The sequence below is a fragment of the Microcoleus sp. T2B6 genome (genome assembly GCF_036700475.1).
GTDB lineage: Bacteria > Cyanobacteriota > Cyanobacteriia > Cyanobacteriales > Microcoleaceae > Microcoleus.
This window is the reverse complement of sequence record NZ_JAUBOZ010000004.1, coordinates 59,576-85,299: the sequence shown is the minus strand read 5'-3', so window position 1 is coordinate 85,299 and position 25,724 is coordinate 59,576. Positions and strand designations below refer to the sequence as shown.

Below are 25,724 nucleotides of genomic sequence, written 5' to 3'. Positions count from 1 at the left end.
AGTTTGCTAAAATTCTCCATAGTTGATTATTGAGAGGAAGTTTTGTGTTTGCTATTAAACGAGCGCTCAAACTGAATAACAGAGAAGCGACCGTGATGGCAAAACACGCAGGATTCCGGCGCGTAGTATTTAACTTTGGGCTGAGCTTGCGGACTCAAATGTATAGCGAAGGGAAATTTACCGACTCGAAGGTGATAGGCGAAGTCAAGAAAGTTCTCACCAACTACGTCAAGAAAAAGCCTGAATTTGCTTGGATGAACCAGTTATCTAGTCGAGTTTACCAAAATGCGTTAATCGATCTAAAAGATGCTTTCAATCGTTATCGCTCTGGGAAAGCAGGTCATCCAAGATTCGCCAGCCGCAGAGACAGTCAATCCTTTACAGTCGATTCGTCTAACGGCAAAGTTTTGTTGGTCGCTGGTAGCACCATTAAAATCCCTACGCTGGGAAGTTTTCGGCTTTTTGAACCATTAGAATGTGGTTTTATTTCTCAAACTTTTACGGTTTCAAAAGAAGGAAGTCGTTGGTTTGTGTCATTCTGTGTTGATGCAGAACGTTTGCCTGTTCAACAATCTGAAAGCTCTGTAGGAATCGATGTAGGCATTAATTCTTTTGCCACGCTGTCAAATCAGCAGGTATTTGATGCGCCAAAGCCGTTAAGAGCCAGTGCGAAAACCAAACTTGCTAAATTGCAACGCAAAGCATCAAAACCGGTAAGAGGTTCTCAAAACCAGCGTAAAACCTACGATAAAATCCGTCGGCTCCATGCACGGCTAGCTAATATTCGTTTAGATTTCCTTCACAAGTTGACAACTCCCACCGTTAAAACTTTCAAGCTAATCAAGATTGAAAACTTGAATGTTCAAGGAATGATGGCGAATCACAAGGAACGCTGGAGCAATATCTGACCTTGGATTCTACGAGTTCAAACGTCAACTTGACTACAAGTCAAAAATGTATGGAGCTAATTTAGTGTTGGTAGACCAGTGGTTTCCTAGCACTAAGACTTGTTCCAATTGTGGTACAAAAAAAGAGATGCCACTAAGCGTTCGGACTTTTGATTGTCCTGCTTGTGGCATATCTTTGGATCGTGATTTTAACGCAAGTTTAAATATTTTAAACTGGGAACCCTCGGCAGCCAGGGGGATAGCCTACTTATCTTGGGATTAGCCGTCTACCCAACAGCGTAGGAAGTAAACTCCGAATTGTGTCTAAAAATGGGTTTAGACAAGTTTAGGTAAGTTTTACAAAGCAGTAAATAAAACTAAGACTTGAAAGTACCTGATTGTTGAGGGAAACTCTGCAGGCTGCGATTAATCGCCTCGAAGGCGCCATCGCCCGCTCGGCAGAACGGCTGCAGCAGAGCAGCCAAATAAGATTATGCTATAGACAGAGATATCGCAGCAATCCGAGGCGCGGTACTCGACCTTATAAAAATACTAAGTTGAAGTCGTCGGAGCCTTTAATAATGGTTCAATTTCATATTCAAACCGATAGCGATATTCCAGCATCCACCCAACTATTCAATCAAATCAGGTTTGCGATCGCCTCGCGACAATTTCCGCCCGGACACCGCTTGCCCAGCACCAGACAGCTAGCCATGCAGACGGGTTTGCACCGCAACACCATCAGCAAAGTATACCGCCAGCTCGAAAATACCGGACTCGTAGAAGCCCAAGCAGGATCGGGCATTTACGTCCGTGCTCAAGGCAACGAACACGGCAACAAACTCAAATCTCCGATCCTCGAAGAATATCCCCTTGCCAACAAAATAGTGCAAGGAAGTATCGATCAACTGCTGGGACAGGGCTGTACGCTCAACCAAGCGAGGGAATTATTTTTGGCCGAAATTGACTGGCGGCTCAGGTGCAGCGCCCGCGTGGTCGTTACAGCCCCCACAGAAGACATCGGCGTGGGTGAACTGATGGCGAAAGAACTCGAACAAGCTCTCCGCATTCCCATACAGTTAGTGGCGATGGAACAGCTAGGTACTTTTTTGGATCAAATCTCTTCGGGAACTGTGATCACGAGTCGATATTTTATCGGAGAAGCAGAATCGATTTCGGCACCTCGTTCGGTGCGAGTGATTCCCGTAGACATCTACGACTACAGCCAGGAAATCCAGTTAGTCGGGGGTTTGCCGAAAGACAGTTATTTGGGTCTCGTTAGCCTGAGTCCGGGAATGCTACGATCGACCGAAGTCATCATCCACAGCATCCGGGGAGAGGATTTGCTGGTGATGACGGCCTTGGTGTCAGACGAGTACAAGATTAACTCGATCGTGCGATCGGCCAGAACAATTTTTTGCGACCAACCGAGTTTTGCTACAGTTAAAGCTGCCATCAATGCGGCTAGAGAAGATATTATTCGTCCCCCGCAACTGATATGCTCCGAAAATTACATCGGATCTAAGTCGATTAATTTGCTCAAGCGCGAGTTGGGCTTGGGGTAAGTCAGCAGTCATTAGTCATTAGTCATTAGTCATTAGTTATTAGTTATTGGTAGCCACTCACAAATAACATCGGACAAATAACAAATAACAATGCCCAATGCCCGATGCCCGATGCCCAATGCCCAATTCCGAATGCCCAATGCCCAATGCCCAATGCCCAATGCCCAATGCCCAATGCCCAATTACCAATTACCAATTATCCATGACAATTGAAATCCAACCTTCAATTAATGTTAAAACGGCGATCGAAAGCCGGCGGGCCGCGCGCAGTTTCCAACCCGATCCGATTCCCCCAGCAATATTGGCAGAGATTTTGCGATTGGGAGTGCGATCGCCCTCTGGTTACAACTTGCAGCCTTGGCGGTTTATCGTACTTCAAAACGCAGCCAGCAAGGAAAAATTAAAAGCTTGCGCCTTCGATCAGCGCCAAGTGGTAGAAGCCCCAATAGTATTAATCTGTTGTGGCGATCGGCGCGCCGCCAGGCCCGAAAACACCGAAGCCGTCATCGACTTGGGCAAAACCACAGGCGCAATGAATGACAATTTAGCCGGTTATATGCGACAAGCAATCCCGCAATTGTTCGAGAACCGTCCCTGCTTCGACTCCCTAGAAGCTTGGACAAACAGACATACAATGCTCGCAGTAGCCCACTTAATGATTGCAGCTAAAAGCTTTGGGGTTGACAGTTGTCCGATGGAAGGTTTTGTCAGCGCTAAGGTGAAAGAAGCCTTTCAAATTCCCGAAGAAGTAGATGTTTGCTGTTTGCTGCCGCTTGGTTATGCAGCAGCACCTTTGAAACAATATGGCGGACGTTTTGACGTGACTCAAGTTTATTACAGCGAAAGTTATGGACAGGCTTTGCAAGCTGAGATTTGAGAGTTAAGATTTTGTTGCAACTTGAATTTTAAGAGTTAAGATTTGGAAGGAATCGGTGCCCAAGTTCAAACAAATCACAAATCCCGACTGTTCTGCAACCTAAAATCTAAAATTCAAAATCTAAAATCGAAAGTGGTGATATCAGAGAGAGGAAAAAATATGACAGCAGCAACGCGACAAAGCAACGCACAAATTCTGGAAGTAAAATTGCAGCAACACTTGCAAGCAGCCGGATTTAAAAACTTACCGCTTTATATTAGTTGTGATTTTCGAGATGAATCTTTAACGGTTGTGGGAGAACACCCGCGCAGTTTAGTTCTCAAAGCCAAACCGACTTTTGCGGTGCTAGAAGCAGCAATTCTCGAAATAGAACCAGCATCTATTCAACAGATTGGACTTTGCCTAAAAATTACCGGGCAAAAACAGCCTTATGCTTTCCATTCTTTTACCATGCACCAGCCTGTTTTGTCAAGACCAAAAACAGTGCTGTTGTTCAAAAAAACCGAGAATCCCCCCGCAGAAGAAACCGGGATAGTATTAACAGAAAATGTAGCCCAGACGGCGGATGTAGAGGAGGAGATACCGTTAGAAACGGATGGGAAAGATGCGTGGGATGAAGAATATTTCCCCAATTTGTCTGAGAGTTCCAGCAATTCCGAGCCGATCGCCTTTAAGGTAGCTGCAATCCCGGCAGATATTGCAGACAATCCCTTCAATCCGCTGGATATGGAAGTGGTAACAGTTGCCCAAAAACCCAAGCATTCACCATTTGCGATGCTGGCGGCAGCAGGAATGGTCAGTGTCGCCGCGCTAGTTTTGGCAGGCGGTTATTATATGCTGAGCCGGCCCTGCGTCATCGGAGGATGTAGTGCATTAGCTAATGCCAAACAGTTGAGCGAGAATTCAACCAAGACGCTGAAAACGTCAAAAGTTGCCAACAGCCCCCAAGAAGCGCAGCGACAGTTAAAACAGGCGATCGCCCTTTTGGAACCGATTCCCTCATGGTCAATTCATCGCGGTGAAGCTCAAAGCGCTCTGGAAAACTACCGTTCGCAAAATCAGAATTTAAACTCTGCGATCGATGCAGCGCGCCTCGCACAGTCAGCAGCCCAGAAAACCCAAAATCCGCCTTATTCTGCCGAGGACGGGCAGGAAGCGCAAGCTCTGTGGCAAAGTGCGATCGCCGAACTCGGAGAAATCCCCCCAGACAGCCCTGTTTATCCATTTGCTCAGAAAAAGTCAAAAGAATACCGGAAGAATGTAGCAACAGGAAATCGGCAGTTAAGCACAGAGAAAAAAGCGGAAAAAACCCTGCTCGCGGCCAAAAATACAGCCCAAATAGCAGAAGCTCGCGAAGCAGTAGCGACTACTGCCGAGACTTGGGATCAAGTGCAATCAGGTTGGGAAGAATCCCTCGAAATCCTATCAGAAATTCCCACGAACACGACATCTTACCAACAAGCTAAACTGCTAGTTCCCAAATACGAAACCAAACTTTCAGAAGCTCGCGAGCGCAAAAATGTCGAAGGAATTTCGGAAAATGCCTATACTCAAGCTGTGACTTTAGCAGCGGAAGCTCGAATTTTTGAGGGCAAAAACGCCTGGTTTAAAGCATCTGAATCCTGGCGAAGAGCTTTGAGTTACGCTGAGCAAGTGCCGGCGGCAACTGCCTATTCTCCGAAAGCCAAACCGCTGATCGCTTCCTACAAAACTTCATTGCAGCAAGCAGAAGTAAAGTTGCAGGAAGAAAGGAACCTGCAAAAAGCCCGCACGGATTTAGATAGAACTTGCAAAGGCAACCCCAAGATTTGCGACTATACTGTTAGCAAAGATTTGATTGCGGTGCAGATGACTCCAGGTTACGTGCAGAAACTGCAAGAAACTTTCATCCAAGCAAACAACAACAATGCTGTGAAGACTCGCCAAGCTGTAGAAAAGCACGTTCAAACGTTGCAAAAAGCTTTGGAGGCGATCGCCGAAAACGCCAAAATCCCGATGCAGGTGTACGATGGCGAAGGCAAGCGGATTGGGAGTCACGAACCGAAGTAAGCTGTTACGGCATTTAATTTTAGTTTTTGGGGCGGGCTAGGAGCAACGCCCCACTCATTGTTTCAAGAAACATGATTGTTACAATTAAATGCGCGCTAACAACTTAGAACATCCGAACACACACTACAAGCTCGGCAATCAAACTGTATAAAATAATATTAGCAATCAAATGCTAGAAAAGGTCAAACTTCATAACTTCAAAAGTCATAAAGATACAGAACTTAGTTTAGATAGTTCACGCCTACACGCACTCGTAGGACAAAACAGTTCGGGTAAAACATCAGTTTTGCAAGCAGTGCATTATCTCAGTCGGCTTGCTAATTCATCATTTGACAAGATTTTTCAGCATGAAAAAGAGCCTCAATTTATTACAACAATTGGGCAAGATAATATGTCTGTTACTGCAAGTGGTTTTTGGAAAAACCCAGATATAAATAATTGGGAAGCTTCCTATGAGTGGAGACGAAACGTTAATCAGATGTGGGAGTTTACAGCATTATGGAAGGCAGATAAAAACCAGGAATATAGGAAAGTAATGTCTGAAACTTCCTTAATGACTACGGAAGAGCCAATTCAGCAATCTTTGAGAAACGCAGTTCATCTTAAGCTCGTAGCTACTAATCTTGCTAAAGCAGCTTACAGTGATGCAATTACACCGCGAGTTGAGTTCGATGGTTCAGGGTTAGCACCTACCTTAGACTATCTTCGTGACGAAGATCCAGATAAATTTCAATCTTTACAGAAAATGTTGAAACGGATTGTACCAGGTGTCCGCGAGGTAGGGGTAAGGCGAGCTAAAGTTATGGTCAATCGCCAACGCTTAATCGAAGTCGATGGCAAATCTATCTCCTACGAAGAAAGTCAGGAAATTGCAGGGCAAGAAGTTGTCCTAGACATGAATACTGGTAAGCGCATACCAGCCCATGCCATTAGCGAAGGCACAATGCTCGCTCTCGGATTACTGACTGTTTTGATGAATCCCAATCAACCTAATTTAGTGTTATTAGATGATGTTGAACAGGGACTCCATCCCAAAGCGCAACGAGAATTAATCGCTGTTTTCAAGGAAATTCTTCAATACAACAGCAATCTGCAAATTATTTTTTCTACCCATTCTCCTTACATTGTGGATGAACTTCTTCCTTCTCAAGTTCATGTATTAAGTAACAACTATTCAGGTGTGACTCGTTGCAAACGATTGGATGAACATCCTGATGTAGAATGGGCAAAACAAACTTTAACCACTGGAGAATTCTGGGATGCTGAGGGAGAAGATTGGGTGGTTGCAGGAGAAATAAATGATTGAGTTTGTGGTGATTGTAGAAAGTAGTGCAGACGCACGAACCGCTACTAGATTAGCCGATCGCGTTTTAGTAGAAAAAATTGATTGGTTAGAACCTGAGATGCTGCAACATCTATTTCAATGGAGTGGTTTAGAAGCTGGCACGGAGAATTCTTGCTGGAAAAATATTAATCAAATTATAGATAATTTCCAACAAAGCTTAGGATTTCGTCCTCCAAGGTATTTAGGTCATCGTAAAGATGGAGCCTTAAAAGCTGATGGTGCAGCAGCTATAAAAATTATTAATTTAGTACGATTTATTCAAAAAACACGACAGATTAAAGCAGTTCTCCTGATCCGCGATTTAGACAATCAACCTCAGCGAAGAGAAGGTATTGAGCAAGCACGTTCAGAACAAATCGAACGACAACCTAAATTAGAAATTATTATGGGTACAGCCGACAGAATGCGGGAAGCTTGGGTTTTAAATGGGTTTATTCCATCTAATCAACAGGAAAAACAAATTCTTCAAGAGATAATGACCGAATTGACGTTTAATCCTTGCGAGGAGTCACACAGACTACGCTCTAACTCATTGACAGAACCCGATCGCATTAGAAATCCTAAAGTTGTTGTCGAAAAGCTAACAGGTGGCAAGATGGAACGCGAACAACAGTGCTGGGAAGACACGCCTGTGGAATTTCTACGAAAAAAGGGTGTTTATACAGGCTTAACAGCCTATATTGATGAAATCGAGGAACGATTAATTCCTATTCTTTTATCTGAGTAAAAGAGTAACTCAGGATTTACGCATAACCTCTATCTTGCAGGTTTGCAATGCGCGCCTTACCGCTATGGGTAGGGCGTAAAATCACTTCTTCCCTAAGTCCTGTTCCTTCAAAACTAATCGGTATCCCCAGCAATTTCATCCCCAGTCAATCCAGCTTGAAAAACTTGTTTAGCCGTCAAATTCAACTCTGGAAAAGTTGGCGACTCAATCCTATCATTTCCCCGAAACAAACTCACCTCATACTCGCCATCAACCAACTGATAAACCGATATCGTTGGTTGCTTGGGATTCCCGATAAACCTACGGCCGCCCAAACCGAGATAATCCACAATCCAGTATTCAGGAATCCCAATTAGTTCGTATTCGCCTACTTTTTTGATGTAGTCATCTTGCCAATTCGTGCTAACTACTTCAATAACCAGCGGAATTGATGCGCCTTGAGTCACGGTTGAGAATTTTTTCCACATAGGTTCTGACGCTAAGTTGGGGCGATTTAATATCGGAAGATCGGGCGAATAAGCTGATTCGTTTTTCAGTGGCTTAACTAATGCTTGTTTGGGGATGAAGTACGGAAGTTTTACCTTTCTAAACTCAGCAGTTAACTCTGAGGCTAAAAAACCGATAACTTCTTCATGGTCTCCTAATGGCTGTGACATTTCAACAATCTCTCCATTGTGCAGTTCATAACGTCCGTTTTCTGGCTTCCATTCCGCAAATTCTTCAAAAGTTAGCGTTTTAGTTGCTGTTTGAATCATGGTTATTCTCCTTAGTGATGGCTAGGGCGGGCTAGAAGCCCACCCCACAAGATAACTCACTCTTTGTGGAACAGGCATCTTGCCTGTTCATAAAAATACTGCCACATACAAGTTCCTACCTACATTATATTATCAATTCCCAATGTCCTGTTTGGCCAATTCCCAATGCCCAATTCCCAATTACCATTTTATCAATTGTGCATCTTGATTGAAAAACTTCCGGGACAATCCCTCAGTCAACAGCAGAGTTGCGATTACAGTTGCCAGCGCTAACACAAACATAATTAAAATCTGGTAAGATGCTGCATCGAGAGGACTGACACCGCTCAGCATTTGACCTGTCATCATTCCGGGTAAAGTTACGATTCCTACCACCGTCATTGTATTTAATAGTGGGATTAATCCAGCTTTGATGGCATCTTTGCGGTACTGCTTTACTGCTTGCTGCGGCGTGGAACCTAAACTTAAATGGGTTTCTATTTCTAACTGGCTGCTATTAACTGTACTGACAAGTCTTTCGCCCGCGATCGCCCCGGAGTTCATGGCATTGCCCAAAATCATACCCGCTAAAGGAATCAGGTATTGCGGTTCGTACCAAGGGTCAGGTTGCAAAATTAGCAAGTTTGTATAGGCGAGAGTCAAGGCCGTACTGATAAAAATTGAACCCCAAACTAAGGGCAGTAAGTTCTTGATTTTTTTGCTGATGCGGTTGCTGGCAACCATGCTAGCTGTTGTCAGCATGATTGCTAAAACTGCTAAAACCAGCCAAGGATTTTTCCCCTCCGGGTCAAATACGACTGCGAGCACGTACCCGACTAAGATTAGCTGGATCAGGGTGCGCCCTGCGGCGATCGCGATCGCCCCCTCCAATCCCAATTTCTGCCACGCCGAAAGCCCGATCGCGATCGCCACCATCCCCAAAGCCCAACCCAAATCTGTAAAATCTAGCAGAATTAACACCGGCCTACCCTTTCGATAACGTGATTGTTTGCCTGTCCAAATATAAGATATTTGAATAAACGTTTCTGGGAAACAGTTTTGCTGCAAGAATTTGCTTTGATAATGCTTGAAATTTATGGTGTGAAGAGTGAATAATGTTCCCCCCCTCGACTTAACCCGCCAATACGCGCAGATTGGCGACGAGATAACCGCTGCGGTGCAAAAAGTGCTTGCCTCTGGCGGCTACGTAGGCGGCCCGGCCGTGAAGAGTTTTGAACGAGAGTTCGCCGACTACATCGGCGTTTCCGAGTGCGTTGGCTGCAACTCCGGCACCGATGCCCTGATTTTGGCTTTGCGTGCTCTCAAAATTGGCCCCGGCGATGAAGTGATTACCACTCCTTTTACTTTTTTTGCCTCGGCTGAGACAATTAGCGCCGTCGGTGCGACTCCAGTATTTGTCGATATTGACAGCGAGACTTTTAATCTGGATGTCGAACTCCTCGAAGCGGCAATTACCGAAAAAACCAAGGCAATTATGCCAGTGCACATCTTCGGCCAACCGGTAGACATGACTCGGTTGATGGAAATTGCGACTCGGCACAATTTAGCCGTAATTGAAGATTGCGCCCAATCTGTCGGGGCCCAGTGGCAGTCTCGAAAAGTCGGCAGCATCGGCCATGTCGGCTGCTTCAGTTTTTATCCGACCAAAAATTTAGGCGCTTGCGGTGACGGTGGCGCGGTGACGACAAACGATCCAGCCCTCGCAGCTTCGATGCGAGTGCTCAAAGAACACGGACAGTCTTCTAGGTATTTCTACGAAGAAATCGGCTACAACAGCCGTTTAGATGCCCTGCAAGCGGTGATTCTCAGCATTAAATTGCGATATCTCGACAGTTGGAACGCCCAGCGGCAGGAGAAAGCGACACTTTACAGCGAATTTCTCTCCCGCGTGCCCGGAGTTGCCCTCCCCAAAGAATTGCCCGAAGCAAAAGGAGTTTGGAATCAATACACGATCCGGCTGACAAGTCCAGAAGACGCGCAAAATCCCTCTGGCAATTTCCGGGACTCGGTGCGGGCTCAGTTGCAGGAAGCTGGCATCGGTTCGATGGTTTACTATCCGTTACCTTTGCACCTGCAACCTGTTTACAAATCTTTGGGCTATTCTGTCGGTCAATTGCCACAGGCTGAGCAAGTTTGTCGCGAAGTCTTGTCTTTGCCGATGTTCCCGGAACTGTCGAGGGATCAACAAGAGCGGACGATTTATGGTCTGAAAGATTGCTTGGCAAAGGGCGATCGCATCCGGTAGCTTTGGCGCGATGGCATCAGCGAGGGAAATGCAGGAGGAGAAAAGAATTGCAGGGTTGCATTGCTGTGAGAATGTGCAGCGGTCAGGGAGAGCTGTTAAGTATTTTGACTGATCACTTGTACTTTTATGTACTATATTTAATGAAAAGAAACAAATTTAGGCTAGCAATCCGCCTCGAACGGGTGCATTTTCCGCTCGCCTAAAACTTGAAATGCGATCGGTCAATGATGAAAAAGGAAGTTCGGCAACGGATTCGCTCGACGGATGTAACGGAGGTAACGGATTTCAGGAAGAGGGAAGAGGGAAGAAGGAAGAATAAAGAATAAAGAATGTTGGAACTTTCGACTTCTAATCCCCGATGCCCGATGCCTGATGCCCGATGCCCGATGCCCGATGCCCGATGCCCGATGCCCGATGCCCGATGGCCGATGCCCAATTCTCAATTTAACCTGTAATTTTCAGAAGATAAGAGGAAAATAAACGAGTGCCTCAGTATCAATTCACTCAGGCTAGACGCTACGATCCACAAGCGATCGCTCAGTATTACCGCAACCGTCCTTGGAAAGCAATTTGGCGCGCAATTACCGTTATTTGGTCTTTTGCGGGCTTTGTGCTAGGGATGCTGTGGGACAGTTGGCAGCACGAAGTCGCAGCACACCAGCCGGAACGGGCCGCCCACCTGCGACAAATACTCACTCGCTTGGGCCCAACTTTCATTAAAGTCGGCCAAGCCCTTTCTACCAGACCGGATTTGATCCGCAAAGACTTTCTTGAAGAATTGATCAAACTTCAGGATCAATTGCCGCCGTTTGACTCGGTGCGCGCTTTCGAGATTATTGAAGCGCAACTCGATCGCAAAATTAGCGAAACCTACAGCGAAATCTCCCCCGAACCTGTCGCCGCGGCAAGTCTCGGTCAAGTCTACCGAGCTCGCCTCCTCACCGGGGAAGCAGTAGCAGTCAAGGTTCAGCGACCGAATTTGCTGCCAGTCTTGAGCCTTGACCTTTACTTAATGCGCTGGGCCGCTGGATGGTTGGGCCCCTTGTTGCCGCTGAATCTCGGTCACGACCTTTGTTTGATCGTCGATGAATTTGGTATCAAATTGTTCGAGGAAATTGATTATATCAATGAAGGCCGCAACGCCGAGAAATTTGCTACAAATTTTGCCGACGACCCGACAGTAAAAGTTCCGAGTATTTACTGGCGTTATACTTCAAACTGCGTTCTGACTCTCGAATGGATTGACGGCATCAAGCTGACAGATATGGCAAGTGTTAAAGCCGCAGGTTTGGATACCGATAGTTTAATTGAAGTCGGAGTCCGCAGCGGTTTGCGACAGTTGCTGGAACACGGATTTTTTCACGCTGACCCCCATCCGGGAAATCTGTTTGCCTTAGCGGACGGCCGCATGGCTTACATTGATTTTGGGATGATGGATCAGATGGAAGAAACAACTAAAGAAACTTTGGTTGATTCTGTCGTTCATTTGATCAACAAAGATTACTTACAATTAGCCAAGGATTTTGTCAAACTTGGCTTTTTGACTCCAGATACAGATATTATGCCGATCGTCCCGGCGTTGGAATCTGTACTGGGTGATATCGTCGGCGAAAAGGTGTCAGATTTTAACTTCAAGACGATTACAGACCAGTTTTCGGAGTTGATGTACGATTATCCTTTCCGGGTGCCGGCGAAATTTGCCTTAATTATTCGCTCTCTGGTCACAGAAGAAGGTTTGGCCCTGACGCTGAATCCGAATTTCAAGATAGTCGAGGTGGCGTATCCTTATGTAGCGCGGCGTTTGTTGAACGGAGAATCTCCGGCACTGCGGCGGCGTCTGATTGAGGTATTATTCAAAGATGGCAAATTCCAGTGGAACAGGTTAGAGGACATGATCGCGATCGCCCGATCGGATCGCAGTTTCGACTTGCTCCCCACAGCACAACTAGGCTTGCAATTTTTGCTGTCCGAGGAAGGGTCGTTTTTGAGACGCCAGCTAATGTTAGCTTTGATTGAGGACGATCGAATCCACACCGAAGAAGTTCGCAGCCTGTGGAACTTAGTCAAGGAAGATTTGCAGCCCGGTCGCCTGTTCAACGTTGCTCTAGGCGCTTTGACGGAGTTTTCCACAGCAGGAGCAGCCGCGCTAACTCGATTTTAGTCATTAGTCATTGGTCATTAGTCATTAGTCATTGGTTATTTGTTGGTTGTTAGTTGTTGGTTCTAATAACTAATTCCCCATACCCAATGCCCTGCGCGGGCCAATGCCCCATGCCCCATGCCCAATTCCCCATTCCCCCTTCCCCCAATTAAGGAATTATTCGTGTATTATTTTCCAGAACCTCCCTATTTTTTAATGTCGGCTGGATTACTAGCAGGTATGGCTTCCGGCGTAGCATTTGAAGCAACTCTCAAACAATCGGTACAACAGTGGTCTAAAAATCGTTCTACTCGCACCTTGGCTAACCTGCCAAGGCTGCAATTGGTCATACCTTTTCTGGGAATGGCTGGCGGAATTTGCGTATTTTTAGCTTCTGGGATGGAGATTTTTGGCTTCCCAAAACTACTTTGTTATGCCCTAGCTTTGCCACTGACGGTACTCACGGGCTGGCTAGTTTGGACTCAGCTAGGTAAGCTTTTGATCGAGTTAGAACGCGGAGGTTCCCAAGCGCTGGATTTAGATTCTTTTGAACAATGAAAGTTAACTATCAACCTCTTTTGTGAGAAGCAAGGGGGTTGATAGTTATCTATGATTATCCTATTTGATGCTTTTTGAACCGCAGAGAACGCAGAGTACGCAGAGGAAGAGAAAGAAGAAGATGACAACTTAGGCAATAATTTGTGTATTTTTTTAAAAATAAAATCTAAAATCTAAAATCTAAAATCGAATGAGTATTTTAATTGTTACGGGTGCGGCGGGATTTATTGGCTCTAATTTAGTAGAAACTCTTTTAAATCGAGGGGAGACGGTGATCGGTGTTGATGAGTTCAACGATTATTACGATCCGGATCTCAAGCGCAAGAATATTGCACGATTTGAAAGGTATCCGGGTTTTGAATTGGTGGAAGGCGATATTTTGTCTGTAAATTGGCGAGGTCTTTTATCTGATGCGAAGGTAATATTTCATCTGGCGGCGCAAGCAGGAGTTCGTGCTAGCTGGGGCGATGGTTTTCGCAGCTATACCGAACGCAATATTAACAGCACTCAAGTATTGTTAGAAGCGGCCAAAGATGCGCCAAGATTGCAAAAGTTTGTCTATGCTTCTTCTTCTTCAATTTACGGCAATGCTGAATCTTTTCCCACGAATGAAAATGCTTGTCCGCAGCCGGTTTCTCCCTACGGAATTACGAAATTAGCCGGTGAACGTTTGTGCGGACTTTATTACAAAAATTTTGGCGTTCCCACTACTTCCCTGCGCTATTTTACTGTTTACGGGCCGAGACAGCGCCCCGATATGGCTTTTCACAAGTTTTTTAAGTCGATTTTGTTTGACGAGGCGATTTCAATTTTCGGCGACGGATTGCAAACGCGGGATTTTACGTTTATCAGCGATTGCGTTGCGGCGAATTTAGCGGCGGCTGAGGTTGCGGAAGCTGCGGGGGAAGTTTTTAATATTGGTGGGGGAAGTCGGGTAGTTTTGAAAGAAGTTATTGATACAATAGAGAGGATTGTCGATCGACCTATTCGGATAGATTTTACCGAAGCTGCGAGGGGAGACGCGCGGCACACTAGCGCGGATGTGTCTAAAGCCCAGAAAATCTTAGGTTATCAGCCACAGGTTGCTTTAGAAGAAGGATTAAGGCGCGAATGGGAGTGGATTCAGTCTGTGTACAGTTAGAGTACAGTTAGAGTACAGTTAGATGCTATCTATCCCAGAAATTCCGCAACTTAAATTGAACATTGTTGATTTTTTGAATTCGCCAACTTTTGAGGTTTATCTGCAATCGAAATGCTGCGATTATAGCATTATATTTTAGAAAAAATCGCACTTGTTGTGAGTAGTAATGGCTTCGATAATTTTATTCAAAACTTTTTTAGAATCAGTCATTGTACTTAGCCAATAACTGCCTGAATGTAGCCGATGATAATAACTTAAATTACTCACAGCATACAAGCTGGCGCCACTTTTTAACCACAAATAATTGAAAGCGGCGACATCGGAAGCTTGCACGCAAATATCTTGATTATCCTCGGCACAATCCAGGTATTTCTGTACATTGACGAAGTAGTTTCCATCATTAATAAAATTGCGAAATAATTTAGGATTGGGATTATTTAGAATTAATTCTCGTGCTTTTTCAAGATTGATTTCTGTGTCCGAAAATAATTTAAAATTAAAGTAGGGATTTGCGGATGTCGGACAGTAAATTAGGTTGGGATTCCATGCAGTTATGTGGTATAGTCTATCGACATAAGTTTCGCTCAAGGCATTGTCAGAGTCAAGAATAATTGCCCACTCATTTTTGCAGTGGGAAATCGCCATAATTTTGCTTTTATACGCACCAAAATTTTGCTCACCTCTGCGGATAGAAATCTTAGGTGACAAGTTTGCTATATTTGCTTGCATCCTAGAAAACTCTTCGGGGGAGGAAGCATCATCGTAAATAATAATATCATCAATGCGATCGTCATACAAAGCATTGCACAATGCCCCTACAACCAAACTAGAACGGTTAAAATGGGTAATAGCTAGAGATATTTTACTTCTGTTAGCCACAGACGGACGCCGAATTGAAGTTAAGCGAACGCCTAGAAGGCTTGTCCGCAAGTCCATCATAATTTTGTAATACTGTTGGTAAACTTTATTTTCGAGTTGTAAACTGCGAATTTTTCGGCCAGCTTTTCGCCAAATATTCATTTCTGTATTTGCCAATCTATACCTAAAGTTGATATTTTTTTGCCTGACAAAGGTTTTGGCCTTTCTGTATCCGCGCACTAGCAAACTTGGGGATTTGAGTTTGGGGCATTTTTCCGGCGACTTCAAATAACGGTAGTGCAGAAATACATCTCGGTAGGGAATCTCCACATCTTCACCAGCACACAATAGATTAATTTTGGTAGCCGAAATACTCATGTAATGCAAATAAGTCAACCGTCGCCCTTTGTCATATAGAACATAATCTATCACATCAAATTGAGAAGACCAATGATTCCCCGTCACCTGTTCGGGTTGAGTATATGCAAAGTTGTAAAAAGATATTTTGCTGCGGGCGACTAAATAGTTAAGTAAAGATTGGTCAGCGCCCCGCAAAGACATAATTTCCGCTTCTCCTGATGTTAATTTTTCGATAAATTGAGAAGCATTATTTCGATTAAAAACCCCTAGTTTTGACGCAAACCAACCCGCACAAAAAGTATGAGATGGCAGTTCGTCAATATTTAAAATGTGAGGTAATTTGGCGGAGGAAAAATCAAATATATAATTGAGGTCGGATTTGTATTGAAAATCGTTTGCTACCCAATCAAAATCATCGAGTTTTTGATAAATGTAATCGAGAGAACCCATTAACAGAGTGTCTGCGTCAAAATAGATGAATTTATCAAAAGGGCCGTCGAAACAACATAATTTTCGGTGCATCTCCAAACATTGAACAGGTTTCAAACCTTTAGATTTCCATACTTTTTGAGCTTTTGCATGAGTTTTCCAAACTTGAGTCGCAAAGTCTTCCCAGAAATGGAGGGAATCGGTATTTTCAAACAGGGTGACATGAGGACGAGTTGCAATTTCTACTTGCACTTTTTTCATTCTGTCATCGTAGGGAATGATGCAAACTGGAATATCTTTTGCCCCATTGACTTCGAGGCTGTTTAATAAAGCGACTAAGTGGTCAAAAACAACATCGTTTGCCAGAATATAAATGCCGTCAGCCATAGTTTTTTAGTTAATAAGTAACCCAGCGCATATATATTTCTTTTTAGGTGCGGGCAAGATGCCCACACCACAAGAAATAAAATTTATTGATTGTGGAACAGGCATCTTGCCTGTTCTCCAAAGCTTGTTGGCTGTCAGAAACACAACAAAATTTATGAATTGTGGAACAGGTATCTTGCCTGTTCTCCAAAGCTTGTCTGGTGTCAAAAGCACCCCCAAATTTCTGAATTGTGGAACAGGCAAGATGCCTGTTCTTCAAAGCTTGTTGGCTGTCAGAAAAACCCCCGAATTTCTGAATTGTGGAACAGGCATCTTGCCTGTTCTTCAAAGCTTGTCTGGTGTCAAAAACACCCCCAAATTTATGAATTGTGGAACAGGCATCTTGCCTGTTCTCCAAAGCTGGTTGATAATGATACAACATATGATTTTCTCCTCACCTACTGAAAACCCGAAATATTTTTTGCACTAAATTTGGTTGTTCCTCATTGAGATAACGATAATGTTTCCAAAGATTCCAATAAGGACTACCCGATTTAATTGGTATTCCCGCCCAGTGAATATATTTTAACCTTTTGCCTTTGTCATAAAGAACATAATCTATTTCTTGAAAATGCTTGGAACCAGCCCAGCTTCCCGGTTCGCTTGGTGAAGCTTTAACAAGGTTGCAGCGCTTGGGAATCAGCTTAAGAGTAATATAATTTAGTATAGGTTGGTCGGTGACATTTTGAGTAAAGTCAAAATATTCTCGATGCTGCGAACATTCTCGCAAAATTTCATACATTTGCGATTCTGTAATATTTCCTTTTCTGGAAGCCCAAAAACCGCTGTTGAATACATCTTGAAGCTGTGAGTCGGTAAAGATATTCTGTTCTTTTACAGCGGGTGAAAATACATTTCGCAGTTTTTCGCTGAGGTGGTGATAGTCGCAGCAAAAAAAGTCTACTTCTGATAGTTTGTTTAAGTTGTCTGCGATGTCTTCAAAGACGATGATATCGGTATCGATGTACAGAAATTCGTCAAGGGGGCCAAACCAGGCGGCGAGTTTTCGCATTTTGTTGGGGAGGGCTAAAAAGTTGCGATCGAACATTTGGCCAATTTCTCTGGTAAACTGTTCCACAAACTCCAGATTTGGGAACAATCGCACCCCGTGGAGACTGCTGAGTGCGGCTGCGACTTGCTGATAATTGTCGTCGAAGGGAATCAGAAAAATTGGTACTTGACAATTGTACAGACGTATGCTGTTTAAAAGGGCGATCGCACTTTCGAGCACTTTATCATTCGCAACAATATAAATACCGCGATTCATACATTTATCCTCAACCTTCTCAATACCCTTGTTAACAAATTCGGCGCACAAACCTCAGTATAAGACTTTGGCGCTTGGGCAAAAATCGGACGCTTGGACGGTTCCCGGAGATAGCGGTAATGCAGGAACAAATCGCGATATGGAAACTCAATATTTTCGCCCGCACAAACTCTCCGAATTAAATCCGGCGGCACACCAATATAATGAATGTAAGTAAGTCGGTTTCCCTTGTCGTACAAAATTCTATCTTGCTCTTCAAAATGTTTAGAAGTGACGCTACACCCAGTTTTTTCGCCATCCGGGAGGCTGTAAGCAAAATTATAGCTATTCATCCCCGTTTTCATCACCATATAATTGAGCAACGGCTGTTCTCCCGCACCTTCATACAGCATTTCCGCCTCGCCCGATTGCAGTTGAGCTAACAGCCATTCCCTAGTGTTTTGCTCAAACAATCCTTGCTTGCTGGCATAAAATCCCGAACAAAATATTTCCGAGTCGATCCGATTTGGCTCAAAAACTTCGAGGAGTTTTGGTGAGTGAATATTGTATACTTTAGTTGGGGATAGAAATTGAAAATCATAAACCACAAAATCTGATTTCTCTAACTTCTGAAAAACCGCATCAAGGGAATTCATCACCAAAGTATCGGCATCCATATAGATAAACTTTTCAAACGGGCCGTCGAAAGCGCAAAAGCGCCGATGTGCGCCGTAAAGCCGGAATTTTTTGCGGTTCAAACGCTCTGGCGCCGCTGCTTGCATGAATTTGTCCCATCGCTGAATAGATGCGCTATCTTCATAAATAAAGACGTTGGGACGGTTAACAATTTCAGCTTTGATTTGCTCTATTTGGTCGTCGAAAGGATAAATGCAGACGGGAGTATTTGAGCCTAAGATAATTTCAATACTGTTGAGCAAGGCAATTAGTTGGTCGTAAACTGTGTCGTTGGCTAGCGTGCAAATTCCATTCATATCTATTAGTCCGCGTAGGCGGACTTTGTTTGTGTAGAAGCGGTTTCAACCGCCGAATCATTTAAAGGGTAAAAGGATAGAAAAGACTCCTCGCGGGAAAACTAGGACTAGGGAGAAACCGACGCTACCGCAACGCGAAACCCCGCGTAGGGCTCGCGAGCGAGTACGAATAGCGAGAACTGATTGGCACTGCGGCAAGAGTACGCCTTGCTGATCCAGGAACCGCCACGCAGCACCCGGCAACCCCCTGTGCAACTTTCCCAGGAACTTCCGTCAGTTGGTGCGCCGTTATAGTTCGAGTGCCACGCAGCGGTGCGATCGCTGCACCACTCCAAAACATTGCCGTGCATATCGTACAGTCCAAAGGCATTGGGGGGAAAACTCCCGACATCGGTTGTTTGGTGGCGGTAAAGTCCTTTGGGGGCGTTTGCGTAGGGTTTGTATCCGTCATAGTTGACTAATCCCGGGGTAATAGTTTCCCCAAAATGAAATGGGGTTGTAGTTCGGGCACGACAGGCGTATTCCCATTCTGCTTCACTTAGGAGGCGATATTTTTTCCCGGTTTTTTGCGATAGTTTGCCACAGAATTCGACGGCCATATCCCACGATACTTTTTCTACAGGACGTTTTTCACCTATGTAATAGGATGGGTTGTTTCCCATCACTGCTTGCCACTGTGCTTGGGTGATGGGATATTTGCCTGCAAAAAAAGCGGGTACTGTTACTTGATGCTGGGGACGTTCGCTATCGGAACTATATTTTTCTGTTGCTGGGGAACCCATCATAAAAGTGTCGCCGGGAATATAAACCATTTCCAGCACAACTCCATTTCCTAAGTATTCTGCGAAGAAGTGAGCATAATGACGGCGACGACTGTTTTCTTTTCCTTCAGCATCCACTGTTATCACATCGAAGTCAAAAGTAGGAAAATATTTTTGTAACTGCTGTTTTATCTTTGGTTCATCTCTATCCTTCAACAGCGAATAGGCTGCAAACTTCACCAACATTGATTCCTCTTGCAGCACCCCAATTATTAAATCTAAACCTGCATCTCCATATTTCAGCGCTTCAGACAGTGCAGCAATCTTCTCTTCGACAATCGGTGAAGCCAAACGGCTCTTAACGCCGGAAATCCCGCCTAAGACAGCAGCATCTATGGGTGGCGGATTTTGACCGCCTTTGACGGCATCATATTCTCTGGGTTGATTTGGGTTTTCTGTCATGGCGCTATTTCCTAAGATACAAAGTTAGACAGCCAATTGAGCAGGTTCAATTCATGGAGAATGATTTGTCTGGCTTCGGCCATTTTATCCCTCGCTTCATGCCAATAATCCGCATTAGCCACAACCTCTTTAATAAATTCTACTCCTTTCTCATCCAAACTCGGCAGCCGCAGAAAACTCCCTGCAGGCAACAATTTATCCGCCGCCGAACCGCCGTAATAAATTGGCAAACACCAAGCTAACAAAGCATCCCAAAGCTTCTCGCTGACATACCAATCGTTTTCGGCATAATTTTCAATAGCTAAGTTGTAATAGTATGGCGCGACGGCGTGCCATTTATTGTTTACAGTGCCGTTACCCCGCGCCCAAGTTGGCAAGTTTCGCCCGTAAAGGTCAAAATCCAATTCTTGCGATCGCAGCAATTTGATAAAATCTAATCTCTGGCGGTGATTGGCGGTGCGGCTAACACCTGAAGTAATCCAAGAACAGGATTTAGTTTTCGGCGGCGCAGGCATTTCATCTAGTTCTCGAAACGAGTTAGAGTGATACCAAATCGCGGGCATATAATCGGGTTTTGGTGCGAAATCGTCTGGCCCGGAAACGTAACCGCAATAAAGTTTGGCTTGTTCGTAGTTGGCTTTGGTAATTTCAATAACTTCTGGTAATGGTGGCTCGCGGATTAGGTAAATTATCCGTTCCTGGGGGACGCCGCGCAATTTTTCTCGAACGTCATTTTCGGGATTTTGGGGGCTGGGACGGCGAATTTTGTCGAGCCAGGATTGCTTTTTGGAAGGTTGGGGAAAGTCGAATTGATACATGAGTAAAAAGTCTGGTTCGGGGTGGTTGGCGAGCATTTGAATGTTGCCCCATTTGCCGAAGTTGTGGGGAGTTTGTTGCCACAGCCAGTCGCTTTGGTTCATGCCTGGGTATGTGGTGATTGTACCGATAATTTTTGGGTTCATATCTAATAATAAATCGGGTTTTTGCGTGTGGGCGGGGCGGGTTTATGAGATTGTTTACTTGAGGCGATTATGGTTGGTAAAAGCCGCCCCTACTGATAATAAATGTGGTTTTTGCGTTTGGCAGGGCGGGTTTATGAGATTGTTTATTTGAGGCGATGATTGTTGGTAAAACCCGCCCCTACTGAATTTTGAATTATCGGATATCGCACTTGCTCATCTACATAACCCATAATTTTCTGTATCCTATTTTCCCAGGAAAATTGCTTGACAAAATTCAATGTTTCTGCATAACCTTCGCTTTTCCTCGGATATTTGGTTAAACAATCTCGAATGCTTTTTGCAAATTCATACGGGTTATCCGGTTCGCACCAAGTTGCTGCTATATTTCCAGATTTAAATTCCATTAAAGATGCAATCTCCGTCGCTACAATCGGAGTTCCCGATGCCATGTAATCAAAGAATTTTAAAGGAGATGTGAACGTCGCGGCCTCTGTCAAACAGTGCGGGTGAGTCAAAACATCGGCTGCTTGCAGCAAGCTAGCCAGTTGATTTTGAGGCAGGTAGCCGAGAAATTTAATGTTGTTAACTTGCTTGGATTTGGCTAACTGCTGGTATGCTGTTACTTGGGATGAATCACCGCCCGCGATCGCAAATTGAACCAGTGGCAATTCCTTAGCCACATCCACCAACATATCAACACCTTTAAACGGGTAAAGTCCGCCTGCATAAACTGCTAAATGCTGTCTGTCATCTTCTAATAATTGCTGTCGCCAATTCTGGGCAGATTCTGTTTGTCGGGCGAGAAACAAATGGTTAAAACCGTTGTGCAGCATAATTACTTTTTCCGGTGGCATCCCATTCTTAATCATGCTGTCTCGGACAGTATCGGCAACAGTTACAGCAATTTGAAATAGAGGATTGCGAACGATTTCTGATTCAAATTGCTTGTTTTCATGGTGATGCTGTTCGTAGATAGCGGGAATTCCGTTTTTAACTGCTGCTTTGACAAAGTTCCAGTCGCGGGTGTGGACAATTTTAGTGGATTTAAGCAGGTGAATCGGTAAATAGTATTTGGATACTATTGTACTGGAACTCGTCCACTTGCTGTCCAAAAGGTCGATCGGCCACGGCATCGGTAAATCTGCTACTTTTAATTTATCTTGAATATTGTAAATTTTGGCAAGTTTGTCATCGGGTTTCCTGGGTTGAAAAGGAAAAAGCAAATCAACCGGATTCAAAGCACTCCAGCCTTTGCGGAGATATACCAAAACTGCTGGTAAACCGAGATTTGCTGCGGCATTTGCAGAGTGTGCAACTTGAACTAAGCTCGCTACATTGGGTTGCGGCAAGATATTTCGGGTAAAAAATACATAATATTTGGACATGGTAATTGGTAGTTAGTAATTGGTAATTAGTAATTGTTGACTGTGCAGACTGTTGACTGTTGACTGTTGACAACTGCCAACTGACAACTGCCAACTGCCAACTGCCAACTGCCAACTGACTACTTTTTAACAGCCTGACGCTTAATAGTATTTTCTATAAATTCTAAAGTAGTGAAAATATTAGCAGCCGAGTGAAATGATTCTCTGATTAACTCGTCTCTTTCTTCGGGAGAGTCTACCATTTCATCTACGAGCAATTTGAGGTAAGCTATCATGGGAGTCAGGCGAGTGCGAATTTCGTAAGAACCTCTAATTAGAGCTTCATCGCGAGCGGTTTCTTCGGCAAATTGCACTGAATACAAGCGAGTGTAGTACCCTCCTTTGGCTAGCAATTCTTCGTGGGAACCCATTTCTACTACTTGTCCGCGATCGATCACGGCGATTTTGTGGGCTTTTTGGACTGTGGAGAGGCGGTGGGCAATTACCAACGTTGTGCGATCGCAGCTCAATTTCTCGATCGCCGCTTGCACGTACCTTTCCGAAACCGTATCCAGCGAACTCGTTGCCTCATCTAAAATTAAGATTTCCGGATTTTGCAGCAGGGCTCTAGCAATTGAAATTCTCTGACGCTGCCCTCCCGATAAGATCACGCCCCGATCGCCAATTTGAGTATCCAACCCCTCCGGCAATAGTTGGATAAACTCGTAAGCATTCGCCCCCTTCGCCGCTTCCACAATTTCTTCCTCAGTCGCTTGGGGTTTAGCATAAGCAATATTTTCCCGCACTGAAGCATTAAATAAAAACGTATCTTGGCTAACAATACCCATCGCTTGCCTGAGACTTTTCAGCTCAAATTCGCGCAAATCCCTGCCATCTAGCGAGATATGACCTTCAGTAGGATCGTAAAATCTCGGCAGTAAATCTGCCAAAGTTGACTTGCCCGAACCCGAAGTTCCTACCAAAGCCAAAGTAGTACCGTGAGGTAGAAATAAATCAATTCCTTGCAAAACTAAATTTTTGTGGTTAGGATAACTAAAAGATATTTTATTAAAATGAATTCCCGATCGCAAATGAGTGTAAGGCACAGAACCGTTCAGCATAAATGGCTTGTCCTCGCAGCTCAAAAAATCATTAACCACCTCTACACTAGCCGACGTATTAGCAAATTGACTGCGCCCGCTATTCAACTGAGAAATTAAAGGAATTAACCTAAAAAGTACCAATAAGTAGGTTAATAAAATTGTCGAAATAGACTCTATCTCATTAGCAAATATTGTGCGACCTATAAATACAATCAAAATTACAACTATTAAATTAACAACTTCGTTAATTGGGGCGATCGCCGCATAATTTACCTGAGCCTGAAAATCCGCTTGTTCTCGCCTTTGAATTAAATGCTTGATCCGCTGATACTCCCTTTCCTCGTTCCCCGTTGACTTGACCAGCCGAATCCCAGTAATCGTTTCCAACACCCTAACCGAATAATCTTTCGACATTTCAGAAAGCAGGTAGCCAAAATACTTGGAACGGTTAATAATATATTGATTTGCCCAAGCAACTAAGGCCAGCAAAAGTGTAGCTGTCACCGTCAGTTTCCACGAGATAGAAAGTAGCAGACCCACAAACACCAAAACGGTGATTGACGTAGTAAACATTCCGATGGCCGTACCAACTGCACTAGCAGTCCGACCAATCTCTCCGCCCAATCTATTAATTAAATCCCCGACTTTAGTTTTCGAGTAAAAATCTAAATCTACTTCTAACAACAACCGCAAACCTGCTTCTCGCAAATCAAAAGTCAGAGAGCGCGTCAGAGAAGTAGCTACTAAAGTATTGATATAACTCGCAACATTTTTTAAGAAAATTGCCAGCACAACCGCCCCGGTCATCAACATTAAACGCTGATTTTCGGGCATTCCCTCAAAGGGATACATCAAAGTTTTAATTAGAGGTGGAGCACCACGCAGCTCGATAGCGTGCTCTAAAAAACTTAAAAGCACTGGTACAATCAGAGTAGTGCTGATACCGTTGAATAAAGCGCCAGAAAAGCCCAGCATCACAGTTAAGAGAATCCTGCCGGGATATCGTCTGGCAAATTTTAGGAGTAGCTTATTGGCAGACATGAAGCATTCCCAGCTAAACAGTACGGCATCTCAAAATATTCTTTAATAACAGCCAGCTTTTCTTCCTCCCGTGAGTTTTTTTTTAAATAACATTTACATACCTGCGATTATATCTGAAAGTATCGGTTTCATTGCTTCAATACTATATTCTTTTACACATTTTTCCCGAGCTTTCATTCCTTGTAAATTAGCCACTGTAAAATTTTGAAATATCCATTGAATTTTTTGTGAAATTTGAGCGGGAGAACTCGGATCGACTAAATAACCCGTTCCTCCTAAAATTTCTGGAATATCCCCCACTCGCGTAGACAAAACAGGCTTAGCCATTGCCATGCCATCTGTCAGCTTGAGCGGAAACTGAGCCACGGCTGTGAGAGTTTCTCGCTGAGGAACAACGACAACATGAGCCGCCGCTACAACCGACGGCATCATCTCCACTGGAAACCTTGGCAGTTTAATAATCCAACGCCCCCATTGTTTCACAAGTTTATCATCATAATCATCATAAGGACTCCCGCCGACGATCGCTAATTTTAAATCGGGTTCATTTAACTGTTCGAGGGCCATCAAAACATCCTCAACACCTTTGTGAGGTCGCGGCGCACCGGGGAACATTAAGATTCTATACCCGGACAAGCCGTAACGCTGTCTGCTCAATTCAGGATTGTATTTAGCAGGGTCGAACATTGCAGTATCCTTACCATTAGGCAAATATACACCACCAAAACGCTGTTTTAAAAACTCAGTATCAACGGTGACTGCATCCGCACGGTGAATGAGACCTTCCATCCACTTGAGATAGAGGGGATTATCGGGTTCTCTCAATTGACCATTGTGTTTAAAAATATCTCGATAAAGTTGTTTAAAAGAAGGACGGTATTGCCATTCATCTCCCCCGTACCAGCTCAGTTCCCAGTCGTCTATATCTAAAATTATAAAGTGGCGACTCGCCAGTTTTTTTAGCAGCGATAACCCAAAGCTTGTCGGTTTAGGTTTGACTGCATAAATAATATCCCCATCTATTTTTTTCCAAAGTTTTTGAGCATCCATCAAAAACCCCGGATAATTTTGAGCTGGTATCGCACATACGGGGATGTCTCTGGGAGGAGTCGCATACAAGTCCTTGCCAAACTGAAATCCCACTACTTCTACATCACATTTAAGCTCTATCAAGACTTGAGCTAATAAAAAAGCACGAATTGCACCTCCTCCTGACAAATCGCTCACTACTAATGAAACTTTCACTGAGTATTTTGTTTAAAACATTTGTTTAATTTTCCTGCTTAACCGAGCTTTTGTCAAGGCGATAGGGACTCACGCACTCCCGACCAAAGCAACCGGGTTTTTAACCAGGGGAAAGGACAGCAACGCGTCTTTTGGTAAAAATCAACCAGTGATGCACCCAGGACTGTTATTCAAGCCAGCAATAAT

22 protein-coding genes are annotated in these 25,724 nt (G+C 44.2%); 11 read left to right on the top strand and 11 right to left on the bottom strand.

Annotation, left to right across the window (positions count from 1 at the left end):
• Window positions 1-44 precede the first annotated feature (44 nt).
• From QUA00_RS02850 to QUA00_RS02820, 7 genes are all read left to right on the top strand, one after another.
• Window positions 45-908, top strand: a complete 864-nt coding sequence (locus QUA00_RS02850; protein ID WP_333408623.1) for an RNA-guided endonuclease TnpB family protein — start codon at window positions 45-47, stop codon at window positions 906-908.
• A gap of 46 nt (window positions 909-954) precedes the next feature.
• The gene (locus QUA00_RS02845) at window positions 955-1,170 is read left to right on the top strand and encodes a transposase (protein WP_333408622.1); all 216 of its coding nucleotides are present in this window, start codon (window positions 955-957) and stop codon (window positions 1,168-1,170) included.
• Between the two features lie 298 nt (window positions 1,171-1,468).
• Window positions 1,469-2,452 (top strand): GntR family transcriptional regulator, encoded by a 984-nt coding sequence (locus QUA00_RS02840; RefSeq protein ID WP_333104356.1) that lies wholly within the window; start codon window positions 1,469-1,471, stop codon window positions 2,450-2,452.
• 202 nt (window positions 2,453-2,654) lie between these two features.
• Window positions 2,655-3,329 carry a nitroreductase family protein gene (locus tag QUA00_RS02835; RefSeq protein WP_333104359.1) on the top strand — a complete coding sequence of 225 codons (675 nt, stop codon included), beginning with the start codon at window positions 2,655-2,657 and terminating at the stop codon, window positions 3,327-3,329.
• A 159-nt stretch (window positions 3,330-3,488) separates the two neighbouring features.
• On the top strand, window positions 3,489-5,378 hold the full coding sequence (locus QUA00_RS02830) for a hypothetical protein (RefSeq protein ID WP_333408621.1): 1,890 nt from the start codon (window positions 3,489-3,491) through the stop codon (window positions 5,376-5,378).
• A 169-nt stretch (window positions 5,379-5,547) separates the two neighbouring features.
• Window positions 5,548-6,684, top strand: a complete 1,137-nt coding sequence (locus QUA00_RS02825; protein WP_333144842.1) for an AAA family ATPase — start codon at window positions 5,548-5,550, stop codon at window positions 6,682-6,684.
• A complete protein-coding gene (locus QUA00_RS02820; RefSeq protein ID WP_333144841.1) occupies window positions 6,677-7,450 on the top strand; it encodes a hypothetical protein in 774 nt (257 codons plus the stop codon). The genes QUA00_RS02825 and QUA00_RS02820 overlap by 8 nt, the downstream gene beginning before the upstream one ends.
• Before the next feature lie 113 nt (window positions 7,451-7,563).
• On the opposite strand, the gene QUA00_RS02815 is transcribed toward QUA00_RS02820, so the two are convergent.
• Window positions 7,564-8,205 carry a Uma2 family endonuclease gene (locus QUA00_RS02815; RefSeq protein WP_333408620.1) on the bottom strand — a complete coding sequence of 214 codons (642 nt, stop codon included), beginning with the start codon at window positions 8,203-8,205 and terminating at the stop codon, window positions 7,564-7,566.
• Between the two features lie 180 nt (window positions 8,206-8,385).
• Window positions 8,386-9,165, bottom strand: a complete 780-nt coding sequence (locus tag QUA00_RS02810; protein WP_333408619.1) for an ABC transporter permease — start codon at window positions 9,163-9,165, stop codon at window positions 8,386-8,388.
• A gap of 127 nt (window positions 9,166-9,292) precedes the next feature.
• Here QUA00_RS02810 and QUA00_RS02805 point away from each other — a divergent pair, with 127 nt between their 5' ends.
• The 4 genes from QUA00_RS02805 (at window position 9,293) to QUA00_RS02790 (ending at window position 14,289) form a co-directional block, all read left to right on the top strand.
• On the top strand, window positions 9,293-10,450 hold the full coding sequence (locus QUA00_RS02805; protein WP_333408618.1) for a DegT/DnrJ/EryC1/StrS family aminotransferase: 1,158 nt from the start codon (window positions 9,293-9,295) through the stop codon (window positions 10,448-10,450).
• A 484-nt stretch (window positions 10,451-10,934) separates the two neighbouring features.
• Window positions 10,935-12,611 (top strand): AarF/ABC1/UbiB kinase family protein, encoded by a 1,677-nt coding sequence (locus QUA00_RS02800; RefSeq protein ID WP_333144836.1) that lies wholly within the window; start codon window positions 10,935-10,937, stop codon window positions 12,609-12,611.
• 162 nt (window positions 12,612-12,773) lie between these two features.
• Window positions 12,774-13,148: a hypothetical protein gene (locus tag QUA00_RS02795; RefSeq protein ID WP_333047934.1), complete on the top strand. Its 375-nt coding sequence runs from the start codon at window positions 12,774-12,776 to the stop codon at window positions 13,146-13,148.
• A 190-nt stretch (window positions 13,149-13,338) separates the two neighbouring features.
• Complete coding sequence (locus QUA00_RS02790) at window positions 13,339-14,289, top strand: NAD-dependent epimerase/dehydratase family protein (RefSeq protein ID WP_333144835.1); 951 nt, start codon at window positions 13,339-13,341, stop codon at window positions 14,287-14,289.
• Window positions 14,290-14,424: 135 nt separating this feature from the next.
• On the opposite strand, the gene QUA00_RS02785 is transcribed toward QUA00_RS02790, so the two are convergent.
• The 9 genes from QUA00_RS02785 to QUA00_RS02745 form a co-directional block, all read right to left on the bottom strand.
• A complete protein-coding gene (locus QUA00_RS02785; protein ID WP_333144834.1) occupies window positions 14,425-16,323 on the bottom strand; it encodes an Npun_R2821/Npun_R2822 family protein in 1,899 nt (632 codons plus the stop codon).
• Between the two features lie 43 nt (window positions 16,324-16,366).
• Entirely contained in the window at window positions 16,367-16,744 is a 378-nt protein-coding gene (locus tag QUA00_RS02780) for a hypothetical protein (protein ID WP_333408617.1), read from the bottom strand.
• A 12-nt stretch (window positions 16,745-16,756) separates the two neighbouring features.
• Complete coding sequence (locus tag QUA00_RS02775) at window positions 16,757-17,629, bottom strand: Npun_R2821/Npun_R2822 family protein (protein WP_333408616.1); 873 nt, start codon at window positions 17,627-17,629, stop codon at window positions 16,757-16,759.
• Window positions 17,626-18,600: an Npun_R2821/Npun_R2822 family protein gene (locus QUA00_RS02770; RefSeq protein ID WP_333408615.1), complete on the bottom strand. Its 975-nt coding sequence runs from the start codon at window positions 18,598-18,600 to the stop codon at window positions 17,626-17,628. Before QUA00_RS02770 ends, QUA00_RS02775 begins: the two co-directional genes overlap by 4 nt.
• 107 nt (window positions 18,601-18,707) lie before the next feature.
• Complete coding sequence (locus QUA00_RS02765) at window positions 18,708-19,823, bottom strand: formylglycine-generating enzyme family protein (RefSeq protein ID WP_333104377.1); 1,116 nt, start codon at window positions 19,821-19,823, stop codon at window positions 18,708-18,710.
• 11 nt (window positions 19,824-19,834) lie between these two features.
• On the bottom strand, window positions 19,835-20,785 hold the full coding sequence (locus QUA00_RS02760) for a glycosyltransferase family 10 domain-containing protein (protein ID WP_333408614.1): 951 nt from the start codon (window positions 20,783-20,785) through the stop codon (window positions 19,835-19,837).
• A gap of 143 nt (window positions 20,786-20,928) precedes the next feature.
• Window positions 20,929-22,170, bottom strand: a complete 1,242-nt coding sequence (locus QUA00_RS02755) for a glycosyltransferase family 4 protein (protein WP_333306724.1) — start codon at window positions 22,168-22,170, stop codon at window positions 20,929-20,931.
• A 119-nt stretch (window positions 22,171-22,289) separates the two neighbouring features.
• Window positions 22,290-24,293 (bottom strand): ABC transporter ATP-binding protein, encoded by a 2,004-nt coding sequence (locus QUA00_RS02750; RefSeq protein WP_333144827.1) that lies wholly within the window; start codon window positions 24,291-24,293, stop codon window positions 22,290-22,292.
• A 93-nt stretch (window positions 24,294-24,386) separates the two neighbouring features.
• Window positions 24,387-25,538 carry a glycosyltransferase family 4 protein gene (locus QUA00_RS02745; RefSeq protein ID WP_333104383.1) on the bottom strand — a complete coding sequence of 384 codons (1,152 nt, stop codon included), beginning with the start codon at window positions 25,536-25,538 and terminating at the stop codon, window positions 24,387-24,389.
• Window positions 25,539-25,724: the final 186 nt, after the last annotated feature.

Excerpts from the sequence above, each read along its gene's own strand:
- QUA00_RS02845 (WP_333408622.1), top strand. The coding sequence starts at position 955 with ATGTATGGAGCTAATTTAGTGTTGGTAGACCAGTGGTTTCCTAGCACT.
- QUA00_RS02840 (WP_333104356.1), top strand. The coding sequence starts at position 1,469 with ATGGTTCAATTTCATATTCAAACCGATAGCGATATTCCAGCATCCACC.
- QUA00_RS02835 (WP_333104359.1), top strand. The coding sequence starts at position 2,655 with ATGACAATTGAAATCCAACCTTCAATTAATGTTAAAACGGCGATCGAA.
- QUA00_RS02830 (WP_333408621.1), top strand. The coding sequence starts at position 3,489 with ATGACAGCAGCAACGCGACAAAGCAACGCACAAATTCTGGAAGTAAAA.
- QUA00_RS02825 (WP_333144842.1), top strand. The coding sequence starts at position 5,548 with ATGCTAGAAAAGGTCAAACTTCATAACTTCAAAAGTCATAAAGATACA.
- QUA00_RS02820 (WP_333144841.1), top strand. The coding sequence starts at position 6,677 with ATGATTGAGTTTGTGGTGATTGTAGAAAGTAGTGCAGACGCACGAACC.
- QUA00_RS02815 (WP_333408620.1), bottom strand. The coding sequence starts at position 8,205 with ATGATTCAAACAGCAACTAAAACGCTAACTTTTGAAGAATTTGCGGAA.
- QUA00_RS02790 (WP_333144835.1), top strand. The coding sequence starts at position 13,339 with ATGAGTATTTTAATTGTTACGGGTGCGGCGGGATTTATTGGCTCTAAT.
- QUA00_RS02785 (WP_333144834.1), bottom strand. The coding sequence starts at position 16,323 with ATGGCTGACGGCATTTATATTCTGGCAAACGATGTTGTTTTTGACCAC.
- QUA00_RS02780 (WP_333408617.1), bottom strand. The coding sequence starts at position 16,744 with ATGTTGTATCATTATCAACCAGCTTTGGAGAACAGGCAAGATGCCTGT.
- QUA00_RS02775 (WP_333408616.1), bottom strand. The coding sequence starts at position 17,629 with ATGAATCGCGGTATTTATATTGTTGCGAATGATAAAGTGCTCGAAAGT.
- QUA00_RS02770 (WP_333408615.1), bottom strand. The coding sequence starts at position 18,600 with ATGAATGGAATTTGCACGCTAGCCAACGACACAGTTTACGACCAACTA.
- QUA00_RS02765 (WP_333104377.1), bottom strand. The coding sequence starts at position 19,823 with ATGACAGAAAACCCAAATCAACCCAGAGAATATGATGCCGTCAAAGGC.
- QUA00_RS02760 (WP_333408614.1), bottom strand. The coding sequence starts at position 20,785 with ATGAACCCAAAAATTATCGGTACAATCACCACATACCCAGGCATGAAC.
- QUA00_RS02755 (WP_333306724.1), bottom strand. The coding sequence starts at position 22,170 with ATGTCCAAATATTATGTATTTTTTACCCGAAATATCTTGCCGCAACCC.
- QUA00_RS02750 (WP_333144827.1), bottom strand. The coding sequence starts at position 24,293 with ATGTCTGCCAATAAGCTACTCCTAAAATTTGCCAGACGATATCCCGGC.